Genomic DNA, 18,069 nt, shown 5'->3' with positions numbered 1-18,069 from the left:
CGTCGCGTCACAGGGCGTCCGGCACCGGCGGGTACGGCTGCCCGGCCGCCTGTTCGTCGAGGTGCCCGTCGTGGATGCGGATCACCCTGTCGGCCAGGGCCATCATCACCGCGTCGTGCGTCGACACCAGTACCGTGACGCCCTCCGATTCCACTATCCCGCGCAGCAGGGCCATCACCGACAGACCTGTCTCGGCGTCCAGTTGCCCGGTGGGCTCGTCGGCGAGCAGAAGCTGGGGCGAGGCGGCCAGCGCGCGGGCGATCGCCACCCGCTGCTGCTGGCCGCCGGACAGCTCGGCCGGCCGCTGCCGGGCGTGGTCGGCCAGGCCGATCAGCTCCAGCAGCAACTCGACCCGCCGCTCGCGCTCGGTCGGGGCGACGCGGGCCATCCGCAGCGGGGCCGCGACGTTCTCCGCGGCCGACAGCACCGGGATCAACCCGAAGCTCTGGAAGACGTACGACACCTTCTCGCGCCGCAGCCGCGACAGGCCATCCTCGTCGAGCGCTGTGACGTCGGTGCCGTCGACGTGCACGGTGCCGGCGTCCGGGCGGTCCAGGCCGCCGATGACGTTGAGCAGTGTGGTCTTGCCCGAACCGGACCGGCCGACGAGCGCCACCATCGAACCGGCGGCCACGTCGAACGACACGCCGTTCAGGGCGTGGACGACGGTCGGCCCGGTGCCGAAGCGCCGGTGTACGCCGCGCACGCTCAGCAGTGGCTCGCTGCTCATTCGCCGCTTCCCGAGTCGGGGTGGATCGTGATGTGGTCGGGTTCCAGGGCCAGCCGGACCCGTCGGGTCAGCGCCAGCGCCTGGCGGAACTCGCGGGGCACCTGGACCCGCCCGGCCCGGTCCATCACGGCGTACTCCTCGGCGATCGTGTGCGTGTCGCCCTCCGCGTCGGTGGTGGTGCGGCGCAGCACCTCGCTGCTGGTGCGCCCGTCCCGGATCGCGACGGTCCGTTCGACCTGGCCGCTGACCTCCGGATCGTGGGTCACCACGACCACTGTGACGCCGTAGCGCCGGTTGACGTCCCGCAGCACGCCGAAGACCTCCGCGGACGTGGCGGCGTCCAGCTCACCGGTCGGCTCGTCGGCGAGCAGGACCCGCGGCTGGTTGGCCAGCGCCACGGCGATCGCGACCCGCATCTGCTGCCCTCCGGAGAGTTGCCCGGGGCGACGATCGGCGCAGTCGGCGACACCGAGGCTGTCCAGCAGCTCGGCCGCGCGCTCCCGGCGCTCCCGCTTCGCGGTACGGGCAGCCGTCATGGGCAGGTCCACCATCTCCCGTGCGGTCAGGTAAGGGATCAGGTTGCTCGCCGTCTGCTGCCGTACGAATCCGACGGTGTGCCGCCGGTAGTCCACCCGGTCCGCGCGGGACATCGCCAGCAGATTCCACCGGTCGACCCGGACTCGTCCGGCGGTGGGGGCGTCGATACCGGCCAGGATGGAGAGCAGTGTCGACTTGCCCGATCCGGAGGCACCGACGACGGCGACCAGCTCACCGCTCTCCACGGCCAGGTCGAGTCCCTGAAGTGCCTGCACCTCGATCGAACCGGTCTGGTAGATCCGCACCAGGTTCTCGCAGACGATCAGCGCGTCCCGGCCGAACTCGGGTGCCCGCGCGGATGGCTGCGGCAGGGAGAGCGGTGTGCTGGGCATTCCCTGCTCCGTCCGGGTTGTGCTGATGCAGATTGAAGCAGTTTCGCAATCGGCGCCTCCGTTGACCATGCCCGGGGTGGCTTTCCTGCATTCTGGACGAGGGTCTACCGCCGCGATCTCCACCCGCCGGGGGCCGGTTTTCGCTGTGGCGGGTCGTGAACCTGCCGGGCTCTGACGCCGACTGAACAGGCGAAGGAGGGCCGATGAGCGATGAGTTGCTGGTGGTCCGCTGCCAGTTGGGTGAACGGGAGGCGTTCGCCGAGTTGGTGCAGGGCTGGCATCCGGCGGTCGAGCGGTACGTCGGGCGGATGCTCGGTGGGTCCGACGACGATGTGGTGCAGGAGATCTGGTTGGCGGTCTTCAAGGGGCTGCCTAAGTTGCGTCAGCCGGACCGGTTCACCCCGTGGCTGTTCATCATCGCCCGTCGGGCGGTGATGAACCGGTTGCGGGACGCGTACGCCCACCCGGAGCCCGAACCGATCGACGACCTGCCGGGCGCCGACGAGGCGGAGGAGGTCGTCAATCGGGAGACGCTGGCCGGGGCGTTGGCGGCGCTTCCCGCCCGGGAACGGGAGGTGCTGCTGCTGTTCCACCTGGAGGATCAGCCGCTGGACGCCTGCGCGCAGATCTGCGGCATACCCGTCGGCACTGTCAAGTCGCGGCTCAACCGGGCCCGCAGGTTGTTGCGCCACGAGCTGGTGCGGAAGGGGTACGAGGCATGACTCCGGAAGAGGTGCTGGCGCGACTGGACGCGCCGTTGTCGCTGCGCAGGCGGGTCGGCTATCTGGCACTGGCCTTCACCGGTCTCACCGCGAGCGCCCTGATCGGGCTGCTCTGGGCGACCGAGCCCGGGTTGCCGACGCGTACCAACGTGGCCTTCGCCGTCCTGGTGGTGATCGGCTTGTGCTGGGCGGTGTTCGGTGGTTGGGCCGTGACTCGACGGACTCCGTTGTTCGCCCGGGACCGGGTGGTCGCCGGCTGGCTCGGCGTCGCGGCCTGGCTGGCATTCAGCGGTGGCGCGCTGATCATCAGCCTGCTGCGACACGAACTGGAGCCGGCGCTGCTGGGCGTTGTGCTCCTGCTCGGCGCGGTGGCGGCCCTGAACCTGCGGGCGGCCCGTCGGGCGCGAGCGGCGCTGCTGCGCCGCAGGAGCGTGCTGGCCGGACCGGCGACGGGCAACAGGTGAACGGCGGCACGATCGTGAGGTTCTGCCACGAGCAGATCCGCTGCCGGTGAACAGGGGTGCCCTTCGCCGGTCGACGCCGGCACTGTGGGGCGCATGAGACTGCTGGTGCTGGGCGGTACGGGCTTCGTGGGCGGGGCCGCTGTCGCCGAGGCCGTGCGCCGCGGCTGGTCGGTGACGGTGTTCAACCGAGGGCTCCACGGCACGGTGCCGTCCGGCGTGCACCGGTTGCGGGGTGACCGCACCGCGCCGGACGGCCTGGCCGCGCTGGCCGGCGGCGAGTGGGACGTCGCTGTGGACACCTGGGACGGTGCGCCGCGGGCCGCCGGCGACGCCGCCCGCGCCCTCGTCGACGCGGTCGGCCACTACGTGTACGTGTCCAGCGGCTCGGTCTACACCGACCATGCCGAGGCGGGGTTGCATGAGGACTCCCCGGTGGTGGACGCCGACCCGGGTGCCGTCGACGGCGACTACCCGCAGCTCAAGGCCGGTGCCGAGCGCGCCGTGCGGGAGGTGTTCGGTCGCCGTGCGCTGGTCGCCCGGGCCGGCCTGATCCTGGGCCCGGGCGAGGACATCGGCCGGCTGCCCTGGTGGCTACGGCGCATCGAGCGGGGCGGGGACGTGCTCGCCCCCGCGCCGGCCGACCTGCCGGTGCAGTACGTCGACGTCCGCGACCTGGCGGGGTGGATGCTCGACGCGGGCGCCCGGCGGGTGGGCGGCACGTTCAACGCCGTCGGTCCTCCGGCGCAGACCACGATGGGCGAGCTGCTCGACGCGTGCGTGGTCGCCACCGGCTCGGACGCCCGGCTGCGGTGGACCGATCCGGCGTCGATCCTCGCCGCCGGGGTGCAGCCGTGGAGCGACCTGCCGATCTGGCTGCCGCGCGGGCACCCGTACCGGGGGTTGTTGGAGCAGGACGTGACCCGGGCACTGGCCGCCGGGTTGACCTGCCGGCCGGTGACCGAGACCGTCGGCGACACCTGGCGCTGGCTGCGCGAGGTCGGTGCGGTTCCCCCGCGCGCCGGACGACCGCAGCGCAGCTCGATCGGGCTGGACCCGACAGTGGAGGCCGCCGTGCTCGCCGCCTGACCGACGCCGCCGTCGGCCGAAGGGGCACGTCGTGATCAGCGTTCGCGGACCACAGCGACCGGGCAGTGGGCGTGCTGGATGAGTTGCTGACTGACCGAGCCGAGCAGCATCCCCGCGAGCCCACCCCGGCCGCGGCTGCCGACCACCACCAGCCGCGCGTCCCGGCTCGCCTCGATCAGCATCGCGGCCGGGTTGGTCGACGCCAGGTCGACGGTCACCGCCAGCTCGGGGAACGTCCGCCGCCACGGCTCCAGCGCCTGCTCCACGGCGGCCCGCTCGTCGGGCACCCCGGCCGCCCCGCCGGGGCCCGGTGTCCAGGCGTGCAGGACGCGCAGCGGCAGTTGCCGCTGCGCGGCCCGTTCGGCAGCGAAGCCGAGCGCCACCAGCGACGGTTCCGAGCCGTCCACCCCGACCGCCACCTGGCGGCCCGACGTGTCGGTCACGGCGCTGTCGGCCCCGTCCCGGACCACCACGACCGGGCAGTGGGCGTGCGCGGCGACCGAGACCGCCGTCGACCCGGCCAGCAGGCCGCCGAAGCCGCCGTGACCCCGGCTGCCCAGCACCAGCATCCCGGCCTCCGCCGAGCGTTCCTGCAACACCAGCGCGGGCGGCCCGTCGTACACCTCGCCGGTGATCCGCAGCCCGGGGTTCGCCGCGGTGGCGTCCGCCGCGGCCCGGCGGACCAGGTCCTCGACCTGCCGGCGGGCGGTGTCGTCCGGCCACACGCCGGGGGCCACGCCCGGGCCGACCCAACTGGCCACTGTCAGCCATTCGAAGACGTACGCCAGCCGCACCGGCTGGCCGCTGTGCCGCGCCTCCTCCACTGCCCAGTTCAGGGCCACCGAGGCGTCGGTGGAGCCGTCGTAGCCGACCAGGATTTCCGCGTCGCGCACGTCGTTCTCCTTCAGGGGGTGGTCGGGTCGGTTTCGCGGACCCAGCGCCATTCGGCGACCTGGGGGTCGTCCTCGCCGTACTGGCGGGTGTAGTCGCGGGCCGCCTGGCGGGCGTCGACCATCCGTTGGCGCAGGTGCGCGGCGCTGGCGGCCAGCCCGGGCACCCGGTCGATGACGTCGATGACCAGGTGGAAGCGGTCCAGGTCGTTGAGCATCACCATGTCGAACGGAGTGGTGGTGGTGCCCTCCTCCTTGTAGCCGCGCACGTGCAGGTTGTCGTGGTTGCTGCGGCGGTAGGTGAGTCGGTGGATCAGCCACGGATAACCGTGGTACGCGAAGATGACCGGCCGGTCCTCGGTGAAGATGGTGTCGAACTCGTTGTCGGTCAGGCCGTGTGGGTGCTCGGTGTCCGGCTGGAGCCGCATCAGGTCGACCACGTTGACCAGGCGCACCTTCAACGTCGGCAGGTTCTGGCGCAGCAGCTCGACGGCTGCCAGCGTCTCCAGGGTGGGCACGTCTCCGCAGCAGGCGAGCACCACGTCCGGTTCGGTGCCGCCGTCGTTGCTGGCCCATTCCCAGATGCCCAGGCCACGCCGGGTGTGCTGGATCGCCTCGGTCATCGTCAGCCAGTTCGGGGCGGCCTGCTTACCGGCCACCACCACGTTGATGTAGTGCCGGCTGCGCAGGCAGTGGTCCATCGTGGCGAGCAGCGTGTTGGCGTCCGGCGGCAGATAGACCCGCACCACCTCGGCCTTCTTGTTGACGACGTGGTCGATGAAGCCCGGGTCCTGGTGGGAGAAGCCGTTGTGGTCCTGCCGCCAGACGTGGCTGGAGAGCAGGTAGTTCAGCGAGGCGATCGGCTGCCGCCAGGGGATGGCCCGGGTCACCTTCAGCCACTTGGCGTGCTGGTTGAGCATCGAGTCGACGATGTGGATGAACGCCTCGTAACTGGTGAACACGCCGTGCCGACCGGTCAGCAGGTAACCCTCCAGCCAGCCCTGGCACAGGTGCTCGGAGAGCACCTCCATGACCCGCCCGTCGGGGGAAAGGTGGTCGTCGCCGGGCACCGTGGCGGCCACCCAGGCCCGGTCGGTCACCTCGAACGCCGCACCCAGTCGGTTGGACGCGACCTCGTCCGGGCCGAACAGCCGGAACGTCTGGGGGTTGGCGCTGATGACGTCGCGGATCCAGGGGCCGAGCACCCCTGTCGCGCCGGCGATCGGCGTACCCGGTTCGGGAACCTCCACGCCGTAGTCGCGAAAGTCCGGCAGGGTCAGGTCGCGCAGCACCACGCCGCCGTTGGTGACCGGGTTGGCGCTCATCCGCCGGTCACCGCGCGGCGGAAGCGTCAGCAGCTCCTCCACCGGCGCGCCGGTCGCGTCGAACAGTTCCTCCGGCCGGTAGCTGCGCAGCCAGCGCTCCAGCTCGGCTCGGTGCGCCGGGTTGTCGCGTACGCCCGACAGGGGCACCTGGTGGGCGCGGTAGGTGCCCTCCACCTGGGTGCCGTCGACCTCACGCGGGCCGGTCCAGCCCTTCGGCGTCCGCAGAATGATCATCGGCCAGCGGGGACGTTCGACGACGCCTCCGGAGCGGGCCCGCCGCTGGATCTCGGCTATCTCGCCCAGCACACGGTCCAGCGTCGCGGCGAGGGCCCGGTGCACCCGGGCGGGCTCGTCACCGGCCACCACGTACGGCTGGTAGCCCGAGCCGCGCATGAGGTCGAGCAGGTCGGCCTCGGGAATCCGGGACAGCACTGTCGGGTTGGCGATCTTGTAGCCGTTGAGGTGCAGGATGGGCAGCACCGCGCCGTCGCGCGCCGGGTTGAGGAACACGTCGGAGAGCCAACTGCCGGCCAGCGGCCCGGTCTCCGCCTCGCCGTCGCCGATCACGCAGGCCACCAGCAGGTCCGGGTGGTCGAACGCGGCGCCGTAGGCGTGGCTCAACGCGTACCCGAGTTCGCCGCCCTCGTGGATCGAACCCGGCACGTCCGCCGCGACATGGCTGGGGATGCCGCCCGGGAAGGAGAACTGGCGGAAGAGCCGGGACATCCCGGCCTCGTCGCGGGCCACGTCGTGGTAGCGCTCCGACCAGGTGCCCTCCAACCAGGTGTTGGCCACGATGGCCGGTCCGCCGTGACCGGGGCCGGTGACCAGCATGGCGTTGAGGTCGCGCGCCACGATCACCCGGTTGAGGTGGGCGTAGATCAGGTTGAGACCGGGACTGGTGCCCCAGTGCCCGAGCAGCCGGGGTTTGATGTCGTCGGGGGTCAGCGGCTCGCGCAGCAGCGGATTGTCCAGCAGGTAGATCTGCCCGACGGTGAGGTAGTTCGCGGCGCGCCAGTAGGCGTCCAGCCGGCGCAGCTCGTCGTCGGTGAGGGCGTGGTGCACGTCGAGAGCGGTCTCCATCATGCTGCCTCTCGCGGGTAGGAGTGGGGCGTCCAGCCTGGCCACTGCGGACGCCCCGGGTCAGGGCTGTTTGTCCCGCTCCGGGCGGGCGTCGGGCGCGGTCAGCGGCGCCTCGGCCAGGCCGCGGACGACGACCACCGGGGCCGGGGAGTGGTAGAGCAGGGACTGGGCGACCGCCCCCAGCATGGCCCGGCCCGGTTCGTCGCCGCGGGCGGCGACCAGCGCCACCTGCGCGTTGCGGGACGTGTCGATCAGCACGTCGGCGGGGTCACCGCGTACCACCCGGCACTCGGTCGGCACCGTGTTGTCGCGGCCGGTGTGCCGGTCCAGTGCTTCGGTGAGCTGCTCGGCGACCGCGTCGGTGTCCTCGTCGTACTCCACGACCCGCAGCGCCAGCAGTCGGGCGCCCCGGCGGGCCGCGCACCGCACGGCCCATTGCAGGGCGAGGTGTGAGCTGGGCGAGCCGTCCACGCCCACCAACACCGGGCCCTGCGGCGGCGGTTCACGTCGGACCACCAACAGGGGGCAGCCGGCGCGTGCGGCCAACTGCACGGCGGTCGTCTCGGCCGGAACGCACTGGCCGCTGCCCGCCATGCCGCTGTCGCCGACGGCCAGCAGGAAGGTGCCCTCCGAGCGGCGGATGAGGGTGGGCAGCATCGCGCTCTCGACGATCTCCCCGCGTACGGTCAGCCCCGGCTCGGTCTGGTGGGCGAGTTGTGCGGCGCGGGTGATCAGTTTTTCGGCCTGGTCCCGGGGTGCGGCGACGGTGTCCGCGGCGAAGGCCGCGCGCCAGTCGAAGGTGTGCAGCAGGTGCAGTGGCCGGCCGTGTCCGGCGGCCTCCTGAGCGGCCTGTTCGACGACCGGGAGGTCGAGTTCCGACCCGAGGCCGACCAGCACCGCTGCGTCGGCGGGTGCGGCCATCCGATATCACCTCCCGGGCGTCGCGCCCGGCACGACCAAGCTGTCCCTGACCGAGGGTAGTCGGATGTGCCCGGTGGCGGGTCCGATCCGCCGCGTCCGGCGCTCGTCAACCAGGGTTGACAAGCCACCAGTTGTCAACGTATGTTGACGACATGAGTCAGGCGACAGAACTCGCGGCGGCAGCCGGCAGCACCGACCCCCGGGTCGGGTTGCGTGCCGTCCGCGCGCTACGCCGGCTCCTTGAGCGGCTCGAGGTGGTCCAGGTCGACAACGCCCGACGACAGGGCTGGTCCTGGCAGGAGATCGCCGACACGCTCGAGGTCAGCCGGCAGGCAGTGCACAAGAAGCACGCCGGGCGACCGGCGGTCAACTCATCCTGGGAGGCGTGATGTTCGAACGGTTCACCGACCGGGCGCGCGACGTGGTGAAACGGGCACTGGAGGAGGCGCGGGTCGAGGGCCAGCGGCCGGTCGGCACCGAGCACCTCCTGCTCGCCCTGCTCGCCGACGACGCCGGGCTGGCCAGCCGGGTGCTCGCCGACGCTGGCGTACGCGCCGACGACCTGCGCGAACGCGTACGCCGGCACACCGTCACCGGCGGCGCGGGCCTCGGCGACGCGGACGCCGCGGCGCTGCGGGAGATCGGCATCGACCTGGCCGCGATCGTGGCCCGCATCGAGCAGTCCTTCGGCCCGGACGCGCTACGGGAGGCGGTGCCGGCGCCACGCCGCCGCTGGGGGCGGAAGCGGTACCTCGGCGGGCCGTTCTCGCCCCGCTCGAAGAAGGCGCTGGAGCTGTCCCTGCGGGAGGCCCTGCGCCTGCGCCACCGCCACATCGGCACCGAGCACATCCTGCTCGGGGTGCTCCGGGAGGGCAACGGGCTCGGCGCCTTGGTGCTCACCGAGTCCGGGGTCGACCTCGACGATCTGCGCCGGCGGGTGGAGCTCGCACTGCGGGCGGCGGCCTGACGGGTGGGGCCGGGTTGAAACCTGTCTGTGGCACTTCCGACGCGCGTCGGTCGCCGGGTCGCTGAAGCCGTCCGGGTGCTGCACACTGGCGCCGTGGATGCTGGACAGGACAGGCGGCCCTCGGGCGGCGACGGCGGGTTGCGCTCCGCTGTCGTGGTCAACCCGGTCAAGGTCGACGATCTCGACGAGTTGCGCCGGACCGTCGACGACGCCCTGACCGCGGCCGGCTGGCCCGCGCCGCAGTGGTACGAGACGACAGTCGACGACCCGGGTCGCGGCCAGACCGAGCAGGCCGTCAAGGACGGCGTCGACCTGGTCTTCGCCTGCGGGGGCGACGGCACCGTGATGTCCTGCGTCAGCGGGTTGGTCGGCACCGATGTGGCCCTCGCCGTGCTGCCGCAGGGCACCGGCAACCTGCTCGCCGCCAACCTGGGGCTCTCCACCGACCTGGCCGCCGGGTTGCAGGTCGCCGTCGAACGCGGCCGACGGCTGCTCGACGTCGGCGCCGTCGAGGACAAGTACTTCACGGTGATGGCAGGCATGGGTTTCGACGCCCAGATGCTCGAAGCCACGAACGAGACCACAAAGGCCCGCATCGGCTGGCCCGCGTACGTGGTGGGTGCTGCCCGCCACCTCCGGGACCGGCCGATGCGGGTGCAGATCCGCATCGACGACAGGCCGCCGCTGCGCCGCCGGGCCCGTTCGGTCCTGATCGCCAACGTCGGCCGGCTGCAGGGCGGCGTGACCCTGCTGACCGAGGCCGAGCCGGACGACGGCTGGCTGGACGTCGCCGTGCTCACCCCGCGCAACCTGCGGCACTGGCTCGCGCTCGGCTGGGCGGTGATCCGCCGCAGCGGCCAGGTGCCGCAGCTGGAGATTTTCCGGGGCCGGCGGGTGGTGGTCACCAGCAACCGGGCGCAGCCCCGGGAGTTGGACGGCGACCTGATCTCCCCGGGCCGCCAGTTGCGGGCCGAGGTCCGACCGCAGGCGCTCTGGCTCTGTGTGCCCCAGCCCGAGGACGCTCCCGACCTGGCCGTCGACGCGCAAGGTGCCGGGGAGCGGGGCGAGCAGCTGATCGAGGAAGCCCGCCGTGAGTAGTACCCGGATCGTGCCGGAGACCCGGCTGATGGCCGACGAGGAGCTGTCCGCCGACGACGCCTGGCACACACTGCGCGGGCAGGGCGGCTGGCACCTGCTGCGGGACGCGTTCATCCGGTTCCGCTACGGCGACGGGTTCAGCCACTCCCGGGCATTCGCGCTGCAACTCTGCCTCGCCGTGGTGCCGTTCCTGATCGCCCTCACCGGCCTGATCAGCGAGCTGGGCGTCGAGGAGGGCGGCCAGGTCGTGGCCGACACCGTCCTTGCGCTCACCCCCGGCCAGAGCGCGCAGATGGTCGGCGAGCTGCTCGGCGAGGGCGAACGCGTCGAGGACGCCGGGGAGCTGGCGCTCACCCTCGGTCTGCTCACCGGCCTGTTCGCGCTCACCACCACGATGGCCCAGATCGAGCGGGGCGCCAACCGCATCTACGGCGTCGAGCGGGACCGCCCGGCACTGCGCAAGTACCTACGGGCCGCCGTGCTGGCCGTCACCGCCGGCCTGCCCGCGCTCGCCGGCTTCCTGATCCTGGTCGGCGGCGGCGCGATGGGCGACTCGGTCCGCGAACACTACGAGTGGGGCGCTGTCGCCAACGGCATCTGGGACGTGATCCGCTTTCCGCTGAGTCTCGTGCTGACCGTCGTCGCCGTCGCCGTGCTGTTCCGGCACGCGCCGCGCCGCAACCAGCCCGGCCTGTCCTGGCTGCTGTTCGGCGCCGGCATCGCCACGGCGCTGTGGTGGCTGGCCAGCCTGCTGCTCGCCGCGTACGTGCGGTTCAGCGACGGCTTCGGGCAGACCTACGGTGCCCTGACCGGCATGATGGCGCTGCTGCTCTGGGCCAATCTGACCGGGATGGCGCTCTTCGGCGGGCTGTCCTTCGCCGCCCAACTGGAGGCGCTGCGCATCGGTGCGCGGGAGCCCGCCCAACCGGATCTGTGGGAGCCCGACCCGGACCGCGCCGAGCTGTACGACACCGGTGACATGTCGGCGCTCTAGCGGCACCGGCGTGTACGACGGACGCGGATCGGGTAAAGCGCCTCGCCAGAGGCGACAAGGGAGGTGCGGGGTGACCGCGGTCAAAGAGGTGGCGCACCGTCCGATCGGTCATTTCGCCGAACGGAGCATTGCCGGTCTGGTGGCCGTCACCGGTGCCGGGGTGGCCTTCGGGCTGCTGTTGTTGCTCGTCCGGGTGCGGTGGAGCCCGTTGCAGGATGTCGACCACGGGCTCGCCGAGTGGTTCAACGGGCTCGTCGCCCCGCACCACGCGCTGGTCACAGTGCTCCAGGCGGTCACGGACCTGGGCGGCCGGCCGATCCTCATCTGGCTGGTCACGATCGCCGTGGTCGGGCTGCTGATCCGGCGGCAGCCCCGACTCGCCGTCTACCTGATCATCACGGGGGTCGGTGGCCTGATCCTCGACCCATCACTGAAGACGCTCGTCGGCCGGCTCCGTCCGGTCGTGGACGTGCCGATCGCCAGCGCGCCCGGCAACAGCTTCCCGAGCGGGCACGCGCTCGGCTCGTTCGTCGCGTACGGAGCGCTGCTGCTGGTGTTCCTGCCGGCGATGGCGCCCCGCTGGCGCAAGCCGGCCATCGTCGGCGTCGGTGTGCTGGTGGCACTGGTCGGGCTGACCCGGATCGCGCTGGGCGTGCACTTCGTCTCCGACGTGCTGGCCGCCTGGCTGCTCGGGGCCGCCTGGCTGGGCGTCACGGCGTACGCCTTCCGACTGTGGCGGCGGGAGCGGGGGCGGCCGGTGGCGTCGCTGACCGAGGGCCTGGAGCCGGAGGCGGGGCACGACATCGCCCCCGCCCCGGCCGAGGAACACGTGCTGGCCCATCCCCGCTCGGCGGTGGCCGAGCTGCTGGTCGGCTGGGTGATCGTGTTCGGCGCGCTGTACGGCTTCGGCACGTACGTCAGCTACCACGCCAAGGGCACCTTCTTCGACACCCTCGACACTCAGGTGCCGCAGTGGTTCGCGGAGCGGCACACCGAGGTGATGACCGACGTCAGCTGGTGGTGGAGCAAGTTCGGCGACACCCATGCCATCCTGCTGATCTCGCTGGTGTTCTGCCCGCTGGTGCTGGCGGTGTGGCGGCGCTGGCGCCCGGTGCTCTTCGTGGTGCTGGCGATGGTGGGGGAGTTGACGCTCTTCCTGGCGTCGGCCCGTGCTGTCGACCGGCCGCGTCCGCTGGTGGAGAACCTGGACGGGCAGATGCCCACCTCGTCGTTCCCGTCCGGGCACATCGCGGCCACGATCTGCGTCTGGCTGGCGATCACCCTCGTCGTCTTCCCGCGTACCGACCGGTGGTGGCGTTGGATCTTCGTGGCGCTGGCAGTGCTCATGCCGGTCGGGGTGGCCACCTCCCGGATGTACCGGGGGATGCACCACCCGACCGACTTCATGGGCGCGATCCTGCTCTCCGCGCTCTGGATCGGCTTGCTCTACCTGGTGATCCGCCCCAACGAGGACCTGAAGGAAGGCAACCGACCGGCCATCGAGTCGGAGGACGTGGACACCCTCGACGACGAGCTGGCGCGGGCCGGCCGAGCCGACTAGACGCCGCCGTCGTGCTGCGGGTGATGACCTGGAACATCCGCACCGGCGGACGGGATCGCGGCGGCCTCGACCGGCTGGATCAGGTGGTTCAGGTAGTCGACGAGCAGGCACCGGACGTGCTGGCCCTGCAGGAGTTGCGCGGCTTCGACCGGGACGGGCTGATGGCCAGCGTGGCGGGCCGGGTGGGGATGATTCCCCACCTGGCCCGGTCCTGCTTCGGGCAGCCGGTAGCGGTGCTGGTCCGGCCCCCGTACCGGGTCGTCGACGCGGGGTCGGTGCGCCGCCCGTTCCACCACGCCGCCGCCCGCGTCGTGGTGGCCACGTCCGCCGGCCCGTTCACAGTGCTGGGCACCCACCTCTACCCGTACTCCGGGGGCCGGCGGCGAATGGAGGTCGACTGGCTGGTCGCCGCGATGCGCCGCGACCAGGGGCCGCTGACACTGGTCACCGGTGACCTCAACTCGCTCGACCCGACCGTCGACCACACCGCCCGGCTGGCCGGCATGCCCACCCTCTACCAGCGGCGGCACCTGCGTCGCTCCGGTGGCGCCGTGGACACCCGCGCGATCGCCCGGCTGCTCGCCGCCGGCCTCGTCGACCTCTGGCCGACGGGCAACGTCGACGCACCGGAGGCCGCCGGCCACACCGTGCCCACCCGGCTCGGCGGGGCCGAGTTCGCCGGCATGCGGCTCGACTACCTGCTCGGCAGCCCGGCGGTGGCGCAGCGGGCGCACGACTGTCGCGTGATCCGCGACGGCGCGGCGGCCACCGCCTCCGACCACTATCCGCTGCTCGTCACACTGGAGTTGTCTCCCGGCTGACGCCACCGTCGGCTCGCGCTGCCGGTGCCACCCAGGGCGTGGCGCGGGCCGATTACCGTGCCACAGTGACCGACCGCCGTACCCTCCACTCGCCGCTGCCCGGTCCGCCGAACGATCACCGGGCCGCGCCCGCGAGGGCTCGCTCGGCCGCCGACCCGCCGGTCTCGGACACGGCGCAGCCGGCCGCCGTCGCGCCTCCGCTCGTCGCGGCCGTCGCGCGTGGTGTGGCGCTGGTAGTGGTGCTGCCGGTACGCCTGCTCTGGGAGCTGATCGTGGCTGCCGGCCGGCTGCTGCACCGGTATCTGCTCCGCCCGGCGGGCGGGTTCCTGCGCCGCTGGCTGTTGGCCCCACTGACCTGGCTGCTGCACCGACTGGTCTGGCTTCCGCTGGTCTGGTGCGTGCGGCATGTGCTGTGGCTGCCGCTGGTGTGGGTCGCCCGCACGGTGATCTGGCCCGCGCTGGTCTGGATGACCCGTCATGGGCTGCGTCCGGCCCTCGTGGTCCTGGGGCGCGTGCTGGTCTGGCTGGTCACGTACCTGGTCCTGTGGCCGCTGTACTGGTTGGGGAGGGTGCTCACGCCCGTCGGTCGGCTGGTCGTCGCCGCGGTGGTCGGCGCGTGGCGGACGGCCGGCCGGGTGCTGCGACTGCTCCACCGACTGCTGCTGCGCCCGCTCGGGCGAGGCATGCGCTGGCTGTGGCGGCACACCGTACGCCCGCTGCTGTCCGGAGTCCGATGGGTCTGGTCGGTAACTGTCCTGCCGGTGGCGCGGGGCCTCAGGGCGGTGTGGCGGGCCACCGTCGCGCCCGCTGCCCGCTGGGCCCGCCGTTCGATGCTCGACCCGGCCCGGCTGGCCGTCCGGGAGGTGCTCAAGGCCCTGGGCCTGCGCCGTTGAGACGTGCGGGGCTCAGAGCACCAGATTCAGCAGGACGGTCAGGACCACCGACGCCACGATCGAGAAGAGGATCATCAGGAGGCAGCCGAGGCCCCCGCCGAGCGGGCGGATCTCCGTGTTGCCGAAGCGCATGACGTTCACCTCTCCGCGTTCACAGCTCGCGCAGTCGGGGCAGCAGTTGCTCCTGCGCCCAGTCCAGGAACATCGGCTGGCTCTCTCCGCCCACCTGGATGATCGCCACGTGGGTGAAGCCGGCGTCGACGAACTTGCGGAACGCCTCGACGTGCGCGTCCACGTCCGGACCGCAGGAGATGCCTTCGGCGACGTCCTCCTCGCGGACGAACTGGGTGGCGGCGGCGAAGGACTCCGGGCCGGGCAGGTCGGCGTTGACCTTCCAGCCCATTCCGAACCAGCGGAACTGGTCGTGCACGATCTTGCGGCACTCCGCCTCGTCGGGGCCGTAGCAGATGGCCACCTGGCCGTAGCGGGGCTGGCCGGCGCCCCCGGCGTCGTCGTACATCTCGATGATGTGCCGGTCGGGTTCGGTGGAGATGAGGCCGTTGCCGTACTCGGCGGCCAGCGTCGCGGACTGTCGACCGGACGCGGCGATGGCCATCGGCACCGGCCGTTCGGGGCGGTCCCAGACGTAGGCGTCGGGCACGTCGAAGTGGTTTCCGGAGAAGGTCAGCGTCTCCCCGTTGAGCAACGGCCGGATGATCTGCAACGCCTCCTCGAACATCTCGTGCCGCTGCTGGACGTGCGGCCAGCCGCCGACCACGTGCTCGTTCAGGTTCTCCCCGGCGCCCAGGCCGAGGGTGAAACGGCCGTCCGAGAGCGCGCCGATGGTGCTGGCCTTCTGCGCGACCACTGCCGGGTGGTAGCGCCGGATCGGGCAGGTCACGAAGGACATCAGCTCCGCGCGGGAGGTGGCGTGGGCGACCGCGCCGAGCACCGACCAGGCGTACGGGGAGTGACCCTGGGAGTCCAGCCAGGGGTAGTAGTGGTCGGACATCACCAGTTGGTCGAAACCAGCCGCCTCGGCGCGTACCGCATGGTCCACCAGTTGCTTGGGCCCGGCCTGCTCGCTCATCAGGGTGTAGCCGACGCTGACCATCCTGGTTTCCCCTCTCGCTGACGGATCGTTCCCGGGATACCCCGGTGCACGGCGGTCAACCCTCCCGTCCGGTTCGGCTGCCGTGGTGCTTGACGGATGCCAGCCTCCTGCCTACCGTCGCTCTTAACCGGTTAAGAGCCGGGTATGGCGCACATCCTGTGGTGGGGATGACCGCCCCGTGACGGCCCGCGTCCGCGTGGGCCGTTGCGGCTGTCCGGGCTGCGGGCCCGTCAACTGAACCGGTTGCGCGGACCAATCCATCGTCCTACGCTGATGCCTGCGCCGGGAGCCGGGCGCGGCTGCCGGGCTGCAGCCGCCTTCCCCTGTACGTCCCCACCCCTGTCGGGCACCGGGGGTCCTCCCTGAGGAAGGCCATGAAGACTCGACTCTCCGCCGCCGGCGCGACTCTGCTCGCGTTGCTCGTCACAGTGCTGGCGTTCGGCCAGCCGGCGCACGCCGCGGCTGGTTTCTCCGTCGCGAGCGGCAAGTTGTACGACGCCAACGGCGCCGAATTCATCATGCGCGGCGTCAACCACGCGCACACCTGGTACCCGCAGCAGACCAGCTCGTTCGCCGACGTGAAGGCGCTCGGCGCGAACACCGTGCGGGTGGTGCTCTCCAGCGGCGACCGGTGGACCCGCAACACCAACTCCGACGTCGCCAACGTCATCTCGCTCTGCAAGGCCAACCGGCTGATCTGCGTGCTGGAGGTGCACGACACCACAGGGTACGGCGAGCAGAGCGGCGCGATCACCCTCGACCGCGCCGTCGACTACTGGCTCAGCCTCGCCGACGTCCTCGCCGGCCAGGAGAGGTACGTCATCGTCAACATCGGCAACGAGCCGTACGGCAACCAGAACTACGCGTCGTGGGCCACTGACAACGCCAATGCGATCAAGCGCCTGCGGGCCGGCGGGTTGACCCACACGATCATGGTGGACGCGCCGAACTGGGGGCAGGACTGGTCGTTCACCATGCGCGACAACGCCGCGTCGGTCTTCGCCGCCGACCCGGCCCGCAACATCGTGTTCTCCATCCACATGTACGGGGTGTTCGACACCGCCGCGGAGATCAGCGATTACCTGGGCCGGTTCCGCGCTGCCGGGCTGCCCATCGTGGTCGGTGAGTTCGGCTTCAACCACTCCGACGGCAACCCGGACGAGGACGCCATCCTCGCGTACAGCCAGGCCAACGGGATCGGCTGGCTGGGCTGGTCGTGGAGCGGCAACGGCGGCGGCGTCGAGTATCTCGACCTGGCCACCAACTTCAATCCGGCGAGCCTGACCGACTGGGGACAGCGCCTCTTCAACGGGGTCAACGGCATCCGGCAGACCGCCCGCGAGGCCAGCGTCTTCGGCGGCACCCCACCGCCGACCACGCCTCCGCCGACGACGCCTCCGCCGACCACGCCGCCACCGACGACGCCTCCGCCGAGCGGTGGCTGCACGGCGACGTACACGGTGACCAACCAGTGGCAGGGCGGCTTCCAGGGTGAGATACGGGTGACCGCCGGCGCGAGGGCGATCACCGGCTGGACCGCCAGCTGGACCTTCGCCAACGGCCAGCGCGTCACCCAGTCCTGGAATGTGGCCCTCACCAGCACCGGAACCACAGTGACCGCCCGCAACACGGACTACAACGGACGACTGGCCGCCGGGGCCAGCGCCAGCTTCGGCTTCCTCGGTAGTTGGACCGACGCCAACAGCCCGCCGGTGGTGAGCTGCACGGCTAGCTGACCGTCGGACCGGTGGCCGGGTCCGCGCCGGACCCAGCCACCGGAAACCGTCCTGGTCAGTGCTCCCCGGCCAGGTTCACGATGACCACCCCGGCGATGATCAGTGCGATGCCGGTGAGCTTGGCGAGCCCCACCGACTCACCCAGGAACACCGCCCCGATCGCCACGATGGCCGCGGTGCCCAGACCCGACCAGAGGGCGTACGCCACCCCCACCGGGATCTCCTTGACGGCCTGGGCCAGCAGAAGGAACGCCAGCGCGTAGCCGCCGAGGCACGCCACCGTCGGCCAGAGCCGACTGAACCCGACGGTGCTCTTGATCAGGCTGGTCGCCACCACCTCGGCGAGGATGGCGATCCCCAGCAGCACGTACGCCATGCGTCCCCTCGGTCCTTCGTGGTCGTTGAAGCCCGTCGCCACCCAGGCTAGTGCCGGTGATGCCCCCGCCCGGCCGGCCTGTCGACGTCGGGTCGACCCGTGGGTAGCCGGCCGACCCTGTGCATCCGGCCGACCCGTCGCGAGGCGTCCGTACGGCCCGTGGAGTGGTGCCCGTGCGGCCCCGGCACCTGCCACAGAACGCCTTTGGAGCTGATGTCACAAACGAATCAGTTGTGGCGACGAGGCAGACTTCGCCAACGACGCGGACCCCACTGATGAATCCGCCCCCGTCATCGGACGGGCCGTGCGCCCGGCGCCCGGCGCCCCGCGCCCGGCGCCCCGCGCCCGGCGCCCCGGGC

General features: G+C 71.9%; 18 protein-coding genes. 11 read left to right on the top strand and 7 right to left on the bottom strand.

Annotated features, from left to right (window positions below):
• Positions 1 to 7: 7 nt before the first annotated feature.
• A complete protein-coding gene (locus AB0C19_RS10390; protein ID WP_357182470.1) occupies positions 8 to 730 on the bottom strand; it encodes an ABC transporter ATP-binding protein in 723 nt (240 codons plus the stop codon).
• The gene (locus AB0C19_RS10385; protein WP_357182466.1) at positions 727 to 1,659 is read right to left on the bottom strand and encodes an ABC transporter ATP-binding protein; all 933 of its coding nucleotides are present in this window, start codon (positions 1,657 to 1,659) and stop codon (positions 727 to 729) included. Before AB0C19_RS10385 ends, AB0C19_RS10390 begins: the two co-directional genes overlap by 4 nt.
• Before the next feature lie 203 nt (positions 1,660 to 1,862).
• On the opposite strand from AB0C19_RS10385, the gene AB0C19_RS10380 reads away from it, so the two are divergent.
• From AB0C19_RS10380 to AB0C19_RS10370, 3 genes are all read left to right on the top strand, one after another.
• Positions 1,863 to 2,381: a sigma-70 family RNA polymerase sigma factor gene (locus AB0C19_RS10380; RefSeq protein WP_330440355.1), complete on the top strand. Its 519-nt coding sequence runs from the start codon at positions 1,863 to 1,865 to the stop codon at positions 2,379 to 2,381.
• The gene (locus AB0C19_RS10375; protein ID WP_357182462.1) at positions 2,378 to 2,845 is read left to right on the top strand and encodes a hypothetical protein; all 468 of its coding nucleotides are present in this window, start codon (positions 2,378 to 2,380) and stop codon (positions 2,843 to 2,845) included. Before AB0C19_RS10380 ends, AB0C19_RS10375 begins: the two co-directional genes overlap by 4 nt.
• A 93-nt stretch (positions 2,846 to 2,938) precedes the next feature.
• Positions 2,939 to 3,931, top strand: a complete 993-nt coding sequence (locus tag AB0C19_RS10370; protein ID WP_357182459.1) for an NAD-dependent epimerase/dehydratase family protein — start codon at positions 2,939 to 2,941, stop codon at positions 3,929 to 3,931.
• Positions 3,932 to 3,966: 35 nt separating this feature from the next.
• On the opposite strand, the gene AB0C19_RS10365 is transcribed toward AB0C19_RS10370, so the two are convergent.
• The 3 genes from AB0C19_RS10365 to AB0C19_RS10355 are packed head-to-tail and all read right to left on the bottom strand — an operon-like array spanning position 3,967 to position 8,150.
• A complete protein-coding gene (locus AB0C19_RS10365; RefSeq protein ID WP_357182456.1) occupies positions 3,967 to 4,824 on the bottom strand; it encodes a universal stress protein in 858 nt (285 codons plus the stop codon).
• Between the two features lie 11 nt (positions 4,825 to 4,835).
• Positions 4,836 to 7,229: a phosphoketolase family protein gene (locus AB0C19_RS10360; protein ID WP_357183125.1), complete on the bottom strand. Its 2,394-nt coding sequence runs from the start codon at positions 7,227 to 7,229 to the stop codon at positions 4,836 to 4,838.
• Positions 7,230 to 7,289: 60 nt separating this feature from the next.
• Positions 7,290 to 8,150 carry a universal stress protein gene (locus tag AB0C19_RS10355; protein WP_357182453.1) on the bottom strand — a complete coding sequence of 287 codons (861 nt, stop codon included), beginning with the start codon at positions 8,148 to 8,150 and terminating at the stop codon, positions 7,290 to 7,292.
• Positions 8,151 to 8,302: 152 nt separating this feature from the next.
• Between AB0C19_RS10355 and AB0C19_RS10350 the strand changes: the two genes are divergently transcribed.
• The 7 genes from AB0C19_RS10350 (at position 8,303) to AB0C19_RS10320 (ending at position 14,484) form a co-directional block, all read left to right on the top strand.
• Positions 8,303 to 8,539, top strand: a complete 237-nt coding sequence (locus AB0C19_RS10350) for an HTH domain-containing protein (protein ID WP_030336062.1) — start codon at positions 8,303 to 8,305, stop codon at positions 8,537 to 8,539.
• Positions 8,539 to 9,117, top strand: coding sequence for a Clp protease N-terminal domain-containing protein (locus tag AB0C19_RS10345; protein WP_238683386.1), 579 nt, complete (start codon positions 8,539 to 8,541; stop codon positions 9,115 to 9,117). Before AB0C19_RS10350 ends, AB0C19_RS10345 begins: the two co-directional genes overlap by 1 nt.
• A 93-nt stretch (positions 9,118 to 9,210) precedes the next feature.
• A complete protein-coding gene (locus AB0C19_RS10340; RefSeq protein ID WP_357182448.1) occupies positions 9,211 to 10,215 on the top strand; it encodes a diacylglycerol kinase family protein in 1,005 nt (334 codons plus the stop codon).
• Positions 10,208 to 11,209 carry a YihY/virulence factor BrkB family protein gene (locus AB0C19_RS10335; RefSeq protein ID WP_357182445.1) on the top strand — a complete coding sequence of 334 codons (1,002 nt, stop codon included), beginning with the start codon at positions 10,208 to 10,210 and terminating at the stop codon, positions 11,207 to 11,209. Before AB0C19_RS10340 ends, AB0C19_RS10335 begins: the two co-directional genes overlap by 8 nt.
• A 70-nt stretch (positions 11,210 to 11,279) precedes the next feature.
• Complete coding sequence (locus AB0C19_RS10330; protein ID WP_357182443.1) at positions 11,280 to 12,770, top strand: phosphatase PAP2 family protein; 1,491 nt, start codon at positions 11,280 to 11,282, stop codon at positions 12,768 to 12,770.
• Between the two features lie 11 nt (positions 12,771 to 12,781).
• Positions 12,782 to 13,591, top strand: a complete 810-nt coding sequence (locus tag AB0C19_RS10325) for an endonuclease/exonuclease/phosphatase family protein (RefSeq protein ID WP_357182440.1) — start codon at positions 12,782 to 12,784, stop codon at positions 13,589 to 13,591.
• 65 nt (positions 13,592 to 13,656) lie between these two features.
• The gene (locus AB0C19_RS10320) at positions 13,657 to 14,484 is read left to right on the top strand and encodes a hypothetical protein (protein WP_357182437.1); all 828 of its coding nucleotides are present in this window, start codon (positions 13,657 to 13,659) and stop codon (positions 14,482 to 14,484) included.
• Between the two features lie 151 nt (positions 14,485 to 14,635).
• On the opposite strand, the gene AB0C19_RS10315 is transcribed toward AB0C19_RS10320, so the two are convergent.
• Entirely contained in the window at positions 14,636 to 15,598 is a 963-nt protein-coding gene (locus tag AB0C19_RS10315; protein ID WP_357182434.1) for a TIGR03557 family F420-dependent LLM class oxidoreductase, read from the bottom strand.
• Between the two features lie 374 nt (positions 15,599 to 15,972).
• Here AB0C19_RS10315 and AB0C19_RS10310 point away from each other — a divergent pair, with 374 nt between their 5' ends.
• Positions 15,973 to 17,334, top strand: a complete 1,362-nt coding sequence (locus tag AB0C19_RS10310) for a cellulase family glycosylhydrolase (RefSeq protein WP_357182431.1) — start codon at positions 15,973 to 15,975, stop codon at positions 17,332 to 17,334.
• A gap of 55 nt (positions 17,335 to 17,389) precedes the next feature.
• On the opposite strand, the gene AB0C19_RS10305 is transcribed toward AB0C19_RS10310, so the two are convergent.
• A complete protein-coding gene (locus AB0C19_RS10305; protein WP_357182427.1) occupies positions 17,390 to 17,710 on the bottom strand; it encodes a multidrug efflux SMR transporter in 321 nt (106 codons plus the stop codon).
• Positions 17,711 to 18,069 lie beyond the last annotated feature (359 nt).

It is taken from the genome of Micromonospora sp. NPDC048842, from assembly GCF_040649935.1.
Lineage (GTDB): Bacteria > Actinomycetota > Actinomycetes > Mycobacteriales > Micromonosporaceae > Micromonospora > Micromonospora hortensis.
This window is presented reverse-complemented; position numbering and strand designations above follow the sequence as displayed.